Below are 8,171 nucleotides of genomic sequence, written 5' to 3'. Positions count from 1 at the left end.
GTCCCGCTCCCAGCCCGTCGGCCCCATCCAGCCCCGCCGGCCTGCTCCAGCCCCGCCGGCGTTTGAGGCGCGGGGTCCGGGGCGGAGCCCCGATCTCGAAGCCCGCGCCCTCCAACCTCGCAGGCCCATTCCAGCCCGGCCGTCCGAACCAGCTCCGCCGCACCCGAACCAGCCCCGCCGGCCCGTTCCAGCCCCGTCGGCGTTTGAGGCGCGGGGTCCGGGGCGGGCGTAGCAGCAGCGGCCCCGCACCCGTCCGAGTGGCGGCCAGGCCCGAACCGGGCGATCCTGTCAGACAGCGGCGATCCAGCCGAAGGGGCGCCGGGGCCACGTGTGCCCCGGCGCCCCTTCGGCCCGGAACAGCCCCGCCGAGCCCCCGTGGCCCACGCACGGGCGAGTCCGCGCCCCCAGTGCCAGACTGAAAGACATGGCCATGCTCAGCCAGTCCTTCCGGGGGCGGCTCGTGCGCCCCGGAGACCCCTCGTACGACGAGGACCGGCGGGTGTGGAACGGCTCCGTCGACCGCTCCCCCGCCCTCATCGCCCACTGCACGGGCGTCGCCGACGTCATCGACGCGGTGCGCTTCGCGGCCGGCTCCGGCCTCCCGCTCGCCGTGCGCTCCGGCGGCCACAGCTTCCCCGGGCAGTCGGTGTGCGACGACGGCATCGTCATCGACCTCTCGCCGATGCGCGGGATCCGGGTGGACCCGCAGGCCCGCACGGTCCGGGCACAGGCGGGGGTGCTGCTCGGCGAGCTGGACCGGGAGACGCAGGCGTTCGGGCTGGCCGTCCCCGCCGGGATCGTCACGCACACCGGCCTGGCGGGGCTCACGCTCGGCGGCGGCATCGGCTGGCTGATGCGCAAGTACGGGCTCACCATCGACCAGCTGCTGTCCGTGGACCTGGTGACCGCCGACGGAACGTTCCTGAAGGCGAGCGGGGACGAGAACCCGGATCTGTTCTGGGGGGTGCGCGGCGGCGGCGGCAACTTCGGCATCGTCACGGAATTCGAGTTCCGCCTCAATCCCCTGGGGCCGGTGGTGCTGGCGGGGCCCGTCGTGTGGCCCATGGCCGAGTCGGCGCGGCTGATGCGCTTCTACCGCGAGTGGATCACCGACGTACCGGACGAGCTGACCACGGCGATCGTCCACCGCAAGGCGCCCGCCGTCGACTACGTGCCGGCCGACCTGCAGGGGCAGCCGGTCGTGATGGTCGTCTGCTGCTACGCGGGGCCCGTCGAGGAGGGGCAGGAGGTGCTGCGGCCGCTGCGCGAGTCCGGCACGCCGCCCGTTCTGGACCTGTGCGCGCCCAAGCCGTTCACCGAGCACCAGGCGATGTTCGACCCGTCCTTCCCGCGCGGCCGCTGGTACTACTTCAAGTCCTGCGACGTCGACCGGCTCACCGACGAGGTCATCGACCGTACGGCAGAGCACGCGGCCCGGATCGTTTCGCCGCTGACCGCCTTCCCGATCTTCCAGCTCGGCGGGGCCATCGCCCGCGTCGGGGAGGAGGAGACGGCCTTCGGCGGGCGCGGCGCCGGGCACACCTTCAACATCAACGGGACGACGGAGGGCGCCGAGGGCTTCGGGGCCGAGCGGACGTGGGCGCGCGGCCTGTGGTCGGCGCTCGCCCCCCACCAGACCGGGGTCTACCCGAACTTCCTGATGGAGGAGGGCGAGGAGCGCGTCGAGCAGGCGTACGGGGCGCAGAAGTACCGGCGCCTGCGCGAACTGAAACGGCGCTACGACCCCGGCAACCTCTTCCGCCTCAACCAGAACATCCCGCCGGCCCCCTGAACGTCCCGCACCCGGGAGGTACCGCACCCTGCGGGTTTCACACCCCGAGGGTTCGGACGAGGCCGGCGCACGACGTCCGCCTACGAGCTCCGCGCCGCGGCCCGCACCGGCTGCTCCTCGTCGCTCCGGCGCGGCCCCGGCAGGCTCACCTGCAGCTTCCGCGGCCCGGACAGCACGTACACGAGCCCGAAGCCGGCGGTCACGACGACCGCGCCGCCCACCGCGTCCAGCACCCAGTGGTTGGCGGTGGCGACGATCGCACACACCGTGATCAGCGGGTGCAGCACCCCGAGCAGCTTCTGCCAGCCCTTCGGCGCCAGCACGACGATCACGATCCCGCACCACAGCGACCAGCCGAAGTGCAGCGAGGGCATCGCCGCGTACTGGTTGGAGATCGCGGTCATGGCCCCGTACGAGGGGTTGGCCAGGTCCTGCGGTCCGTGCACGGTGTCGATGAAGTCGAGGCCGGGCATCAGGCGCGGCGGCGCGAGCGGGTACAGCCAGAAGCCGACGAGCGCGAGGACGGTGGCCAGGCCCAGGGAGGCCCGGGCCCAGCGGTAGTCGCCGGGGCGCCGCCAGTACAGCACCCCCAGGATCGTCAGCGGGACCACGAAGTGGAAGGAGGTGTAGTAGAAGTTGAAGAACGCCTCCAGCCAGGGCGTGTTCACGACCGCGTGGTTCACGGCGTGCTCGATGTCGATGCCCAGGGCCTTCTCGATGCCGTGGATCTGGCTGCCGTTGCCCTCGGCGAGCGTGCGGCTGGTGGGCGCGGCGGCCCGGATGTGCGAGTAGAGCGAGTATCCGACCCTGATCAGCAGGAGTTCCAGCAGCAGGTTCGGGCGGGACAGCACGCGCCGCCAGAAGGGCAGCAGCGGCACCCGCTGCCAGCGGGCGGCGGCGGGCCGTCCGTAGGCGGTCGGTACGGGCTCGCGCCAGTACGGCGACGAGCGCGGCAGGAACGGTACCGCGCAGGCCGCGGCCAGTGCGGCGAGCAGCAGCACGTTGTCGCGTACGGGGGCCAGCGCGGCCAGGTTCGGCAACAGCACGGAGCTCGGCAGGGTCAGGGCGAGGACCACCGCCACCGGCCACACGCGCCGGTCGGCGGCGTGCTTGCCCACCTTGCCGGCGACGGCGAGCAGCACCCACAGCAGCTGGTGGCGCCAGCCCGTCGGGGCCACGGCGACGGCCACGCACCCGGTGACGGCGACGGCGAGCAGCACCTGGCCGTCGCGGGCGTACCGGACCGCGCGGCGCAGGCCGAACCAGACGACGGCGCCCGCGAGGGCGGCGTAGAGCAGGATCTCGGCGGGGCCGCTCAGGCCGAGGCGCAGCAGCGCGCCGTGCAGGGACTGGTTGGAGAGGCTGTCGGGGGCCCCGCCGAGGCCGGTGCCGGCCAGGTGCTCGGCCCAGTAGGTCCACGAGTCGCGCGGCATGGCCGCCCAGGACAGCGCGGTGGCTCCGGCGAAGGTCACGGCTGCGGTGCGGGCGGCGGGGCGGCGCCCGGTCAGCCACAGCAGCGGGGCGAACAGCAGCAGGGCCGGCTGGAGCGCGGCCGCGAGGCCCACGAGGAAGCCCGCGGGCCGGTCGCCGGGCACGCGGAAGACGGCCAGCAGCACCAGCAGCACGGGCAGGACGGCGGTCTGGCCCGGTGAGGCGGCCTCGCGGACGGGCAGCGAGACCATCATCAGGGCCGTCAGCACGGGCGCGGCGAGCAGCGCGGTGCGCCGCGGCACGGGATCGGGCAGGCCGCGCGCGGCGACGAGCCCGATGGCTGCGACCAGCAGCAGCGTCACGCAGGTCCAGGCCACCTCCAGGGAGGGGGCGGCGAGGCCGACGAGCGGCTTCAGGACCAGCCCGGCGAAGGGGGTGCCGGCGAACTGGCCGGAGTCGTAGAGCGAGCCGGGGAGGGCGGCGGGAAGGTGCAGGCCGCTCAGCCACTCGCCGGGTGGCACCCGCAGCACCGCGGCCGCCTGTCTGACGGCGAGGGCGCCCGCGAGCGCCCACAGGAGGAGGCGTGCCGCCCCGAGCCTGCCGTTATCGCCTATGACCCCGGCATGTCCGTTCGCACCGCTGTGCTCTGCCGCGTTAGCCACGCCTCGCCGGCCTCCCGCCCTGTTGACCGCAACCCTGACTTCGCCTGGCTGCCGCGCTCCATTACCCGCACGACGATATCTCCCGCGGGATACCTAGGATGGCTCCTATGAGCATCGTGAAGATCAACGCACTGACGGTCCCCGCCGAGCAGCGGGAAGTTCTGGAGCGGCGCTTCGCCTCTCGTGCCGGGACCGTGGAGGGTTCGGACGGGTTCGAATGGTTCGAGCTGCTGCGTCCGGTGGAGGGAACCGACCAGTACCTCGTCTACACGCGCTGGCGTTCGGAGGAGGACTTCCAGGCGTGGATGGAGGGGCCGATGAAGGCCGCTCACCAGGGCGGCGGCGGCGCGGGCGGTGCCGGCGGCGCTGGCAGCGAGGCGGGCGAGGGCGGCGGCGAGCGGCCGAAGCCGGCGGCCTCGGCGTCGACGGTGTGGTCGTTCGAGGTCGTGCAGCAGGCCGCGCCGAAGAAGGCCTGACCCCGCCGGGGCGCGGGGCCCTGGCCCCGCGCCCCACCACCACGGCCGCGCGGGCCCGCCGGTGCGTCAGCTCCAGAAGGCGTCTTCCTCGTCGATGTCCGCGGTGCACTGGTCGATGTCGGTGATCTTGTGGCCGACGATCGTGAAGAAGAGTCCTTCGCGGATCTCGATGCCGCGGTCGCCGCGGTCACCGCGCGCCGTGTGGAAACTCATCACGTGGCCCCGCCCGTCCGCCAGGACGGACTCCAGGTGGACCTGGAAGGTGCCCTTCGTCTCCTCGCCGAGCCGGCGGTAGAAGTCGAGGACGTTCTCCCGCCCCTTGTGGTGCCCGGACATGGGGTTGCTGCCGGGCACGTGGTGGATGACATCGGCCGTCAGCAGCGTGCTCAGCGTCTCCAGGTCGCCCTTGCCGAATGCCTCGTAGCCGCGGCGGACCAGGGCACAGTCGGGATGCTCTGACATGGCGTTTCACACCCTCCGGGTACGCGGGATTTGTCCTTTTTCCTATCATCGGCCCGGCGTTGTGGATATTCCACGCGGCAGATCCGCCGCGAACTCCACAATGACGCCATGAACACTTACAGCGACCAGCTCAGCGACCATGCAGGCAACCACCGCGGCGAACACCTGGGGGAACACCTGGGGGAACACCTGGGGGGCCTCCGCACCGAGCACCGCGGTGACCGCCACACCGCCACCGCATCGTGGACGGTGACCCCCGAACCGGTCACCTCCTGTGACGCCACCCTCCTGCGCCGCGCGTACTACGCCGAGGTCGCCGGCCGGTACTGGAAACGGCAGGTCACGGAGGCCGAGATCGACCAGGGACTGCTGGACTTCCCGGACGGCGATCTGGTCCCGCCGACGGGCCGGTTCGTCGTGGGGCGGCGCGGCGGCGAGCCGCTGGCGTGCGGCGGCCTGCGCCTGCTCGACCCCGTCACCGCCGAGCTCACCAAGGTGTACGTCGACCGGCGCGCCCGCGGTACCGGCGGCGGGGCTGCGCTGCTCGAGGCCTTGGAGGCGCAGGGCCGTGCGCTGGGCGCCGAGCGGGTCCGGCTGGACACCCGGACGGATCTCGTCGAAGCCCGCGCGTTGTACGCGCGTCACGGGTACGCGGAGATACCCGCCTACAACTCGGGCCCGTACGCACAGCACTGGTTCGAGAAGCGCCTGGTCTGACCCGCCCGGGCCACCGTGCGGCGTCCGGCACGGGTTAGTGCGCGGCGTGGTCCCGTCGCGGCGCCGCGTCGTAGGGCTCCTCGGCGTCGGACCCGCACAGCTCCGTGTTGATCTCCTGGACCAGCTTGACCAGGTCGGTCGGGCGGTCCGGACCCCACCAGTCGCCGAGCAGTTCGGCGAGGGACTCCTGGCGGGCTTCTGCGAGCCTCACGGCGGTCTCGCGTCCCCGGTCGGTCAGGACCAGCGCCAGCCCGTCCCGGGTGGCGAGCCCGCGCTCCTCGACCTGGCGGGCGGCGTCGGTGACGGCCTTCAGCGGCACGTTGGCGCGCTCGGCGAGGAAGGCCGGCTCGGTGGCGCCGTACTTGTTGATCCGCAGCAGCAGCCAGCTGGCGGCGGGCAGCAGGTCGTAGCCCGCCTTTTCGGTGATCTTCTCGTAGACGTGGCGGCGGCCCTCGCGGGTGCCGAGGACCGACAGTGCGCGGGCGACCTCTTCGCGGGAGGAGCGGTGGACCGGGTTGGAGGCCAGGGTCTCGGTCACATCGGGTGCGGTGACGGAGGTGCGGAGCTTGTCCTCCTTCAGGAAGCAGGCGATCACGAAGGCGACCAGGACGATCGGCACGGCGTAGAGGAAGACGTCTGTGATGGCGGTGGCGTAGGCGTCGAGCACGCGGGGGCGGAGATCGGCCGGGAGCGCGGCGATGGCCCGCGGGTCGGCCTCCAGCTGCGCGGCGCCGGCCCCGGCCGGCAGTTGGACGCCCGCGAGGGCGCCGGCGAGCTTGTCCTCGAGCCCGTTGGTGAAGACCGTGCCGAAGATCGCGACGCCGAAGGAGGCGCCGATGGAGCGGAAGAAGGTGGCGCCGGAGGTGGCGACGCCGAGGTCGGCGTAGCTGACGGCGTTCTGCACGACCAGGACGAGTACCTGCATGACCAGGCCGAGACCGGCGCCGAAGACGAAGAAGTAGACGCTCATCTCCCAGGTGGAGCTGGTGCGGTGCAGCTGGTGCAGGAGGAGCAGGCCGATGGCGGTGACGGCGGTGCCGGTGATCGGGAAGACCTTCCAGCGGCCGGTGCGGCTGACGATCTGGCCGGAGGCGGTGGAGGAGATCAGCATGCCGATCACCATCGGCAGCATGTGGACACCCGACATGGTCGGTGAGACGCCCTGGACGACCTGGAGGAAGGTCGGCAGGTAGACCATCGCGCCGAACATCGCGAAGCCGACGACGAAGCTGATCGCCGAGCAGAGGGTGAAGGTGCGGATCCGGAACAGCCCCAGCGGAAGGACGGGTTCGGCGGCCTTGCGCTCGACGAGGAGGAAGAGGGCGAGCAGTGCGGCGCCGAGGACGGCGAGGCCGATGATCCGGGCCGAGCCCCAGCCCCAGGTGCCGCCGAGGGAGGCGATGAGGACGAGGCAGGTGGCGACGCAGGCGATGAGGAAGGTGCCGAAGTAGTCGATGGTGTGCTTGGAGGGGCGCGCCGGGATGTGCAGGGCGGCGGCGATGACGACGAGCGCGACGAGACCGATGGGGAGGTTGATGTAGAAGACCCAGCGCCAGGACAGGTGGTCGACGAAGAGACCGCCGAGCAGCGGGCCCAGCACGCTGGTCGCGCCGAAGACGGCGCCGAAGAGTCCCTGGTACTTGCCGCGTTCGCGGGGCGGGACGATGTCGCCGACGATCGCCATCGACAGCACGATCAGTCCGCCGCCGCCCAGGCCCTGGAGGGCGCGGAAGCCGATGAGCTGGGGCATGTCCTGGGCGAGCCCGCACAGTGCCGACCCGATCAGGAAGATGACGATGGCGTACTGGAAGAGCTTCTTGCGTCCGTACTGGTCGCCGAGTTTGCCCCAGAGGGGGGTGGCCGCGGTGGAGGCGAGCATGTAGGCGGTGACGACCCAGGCCAGGTGCGCCATGCCGCCGAGGTCGCTGACGATGGTCGGCAGGGCGGTGGAGACGATGGTCTGGTCGAGCGCCGCGATCAGCAGGCCCAGCAGCAGCGCGCCGATGGAGACGAGGACCTCGCGAGAGGCGTGTTCGGTGGCGGGGCCGGACTTCTGCGGGCCGGAACCGGGGTCCACGGCATCCTCGGTCACATCCTGAGCCATCGATACCTCCTCAGGCCAGATCAACATCTCCATACTGAGCGGTGTGTCCGGTTATGGCCTCTCGAGCCGGTTGGGAGGGCCCCGGCGGGTCTGCATAATCGCAGGCAACAGCCAGGGAGGGAGTCCAGTGAGCGGTGAGCACTGTCCAGATTGCGGCGCTGTCGGCGCCGGCTGCGGGTGTGCGCCGGGTGTGGGTTTCAACCCCTTGCGCATCCGTCCGTACGTGACGCTGTCCGACCCGGGCGAGCCGGACACCGAGCTGTCCCCGCCGCCGGTGTCGGGCGTGGTCACCCCGGACCCCCGCCCGGTGCCGGCGCCGGCACTGGACGACACCCCGGCGTACGGGATACCCGTGGCACCGGCAGCGGGGCCGTGGCACGACGGGCCACCGGAGCACGCCCCGCACCCGGCCGAGACGGCCCGTCTCGGGGCGATCCCCGAACCGGACCACACATCCGGAGGCGGCGGAGGGGGTGGGCGGTCTCTTTAAAACATATAAAGAGGCACACGCATAAAAAGGGGAGAAA

The 8,171-nt window shown here is 72.1% G+C and carries 6 protein-coding genes; 3 read left to right on the top strand and 3 right to left on the bottom strand.

Going from position 1 to position 8,171, the window contains the following annotated elements; all coding sequences use genetic code 11:
- The first annotated feature begins 424 nt into the window (after positions 1–424).
- Positions 425–1,792, top strand: coding sequence for an FAD-binding oxidoreductase (locus tag PV721_RS38330; RefSeq protein WP_319732717.1), 1,368 nt, complete (start codon positions 425–427; stop codon positions 1,790–1,792).
- Positions 1,793–1,872: 80 nt separating this feature from the next.
- Here the strand turns inward: PV721_RS38330 and PV721_RS38325 are convergent, their stop codons facing one another.
- A complete protein-coding gene (locus PV721_RS38325; RefSeq protein ID WP_319732715.1) occupies positions 1,873–3,885 on the bottom strand; it encodes a bifunctional glycosyltransferase 87/phosphatase PAP2 family protein in 2,013 nt (670 codons plus the stop codon).
- Positions 3,886–3,992: 107 nt separating this feature from the next.
- Here PV721_RS38325 and PV721_RS38320 point away from each other — a divergent pair, with 107 nt between their 5' ends.
- The gene (locus tag PV721_RS38320) at positions 3,993–4,361 is read left to right on the top strand and encodes an antibiotic biosynthesis monooxygenase (protein ID WP_319732713.1); all 369 of its coding nucleotides are present in this window, start codon (positions 3,993–3,995) and stop codon (positions 4,359–4,361) included.
- A 66-nt stretch (positions 4,362–4,427) separates the two neighbouring features.
- Here PV721_RS38320 and PV721_RS38315 read toward each other — a convergent pair whose 3' ends face one another.
- Positions 4,428–4,823, bottom strand: coding sequence for a nuclear transport factor 2 family protein (locus tag PV721_RS38315; RefSeq protein ID WP_319732711.1), 396 nt, complete (start codon positions 4,821–4,823; stop codon positions 4,428–4,430).
- Between the two features lie 189 nt (positions 4,824–5,012).
- On the opposite strand from PV721_RS38315, the gene PV721_RS38310 reads away from it, so the two are divergent.
- Positions 5,013–5,540 carry a GNAT family N-acetyltransferase gene (locus tag PV721_RS38310; RefSeq protein WP_319732719.1) on the top strand — a complete coding sequence of 176 codons (528 nt, stop codon included), beginning with the start codon at positions 5,013–5,015 and terminating at the stop codon, positions 5,538–5,540.
- Between the two features lie 34 nt (positions 5,541–5,574).
- Here PV721_RS38310 and PV721_RS38305 read toward each other — a convergent pair whose 3' ends face one another.
- A complete protein-coding gene (locus PV721_RS38305) occupies positions 5,575–7,644 on the bottom strand; it encodes an MDR family MFS transporter (RefSeq protein ID WP_319732709.1) in 2,070 nt (689 codons plus the stop codon).
- Positions 7,645–8,171 lie beyond the last annotated feature (527 nt).

This window comes from Streptomyces sp. MB09-01, assembly GCF_033794505.1.
Lineage (GTDB): Bacteria > Actinomycetota > Actinomycetes > Streptomycetales > Streptomycetaceae > Streptomyces.
The sequence above is the reverse complement of the archived record's forward strand: the minus strand, read 5'-3'. Positions and strand labels throughout refer to the sequence as shown.

Coding starts and splice junctions, on each gene's coding strand:
- PV721_RS38330 (WP_319732717.1), top strand. CDS start 425: ATGGCCATGCTCAGCCAGTCCTTCCGGGGGCGGCTCGTGCGCCCCGGA.
- PV721_RS38320 (WP_319732713.1), top strand. CDS start 3,993: ATGAGCATCGTGAAGATCAACGCACTGACGGTCCCCGCCGAGCAGCGG.
- PV721_RS38315 (WP_319732711.1), bottom strand. CDS start 4,823: ATGTCAGAGCATCCCGACTGTGCCCTGGTCCGCCGCGGCTACGAGGCA.
- PV721_RS38305 (WP_319732709.1), bottom strand. CDS start 7,644: ATGGCTCAGGATGTGACCGAGGATGCCGTGGACCCCGGTTCCGGCCCG.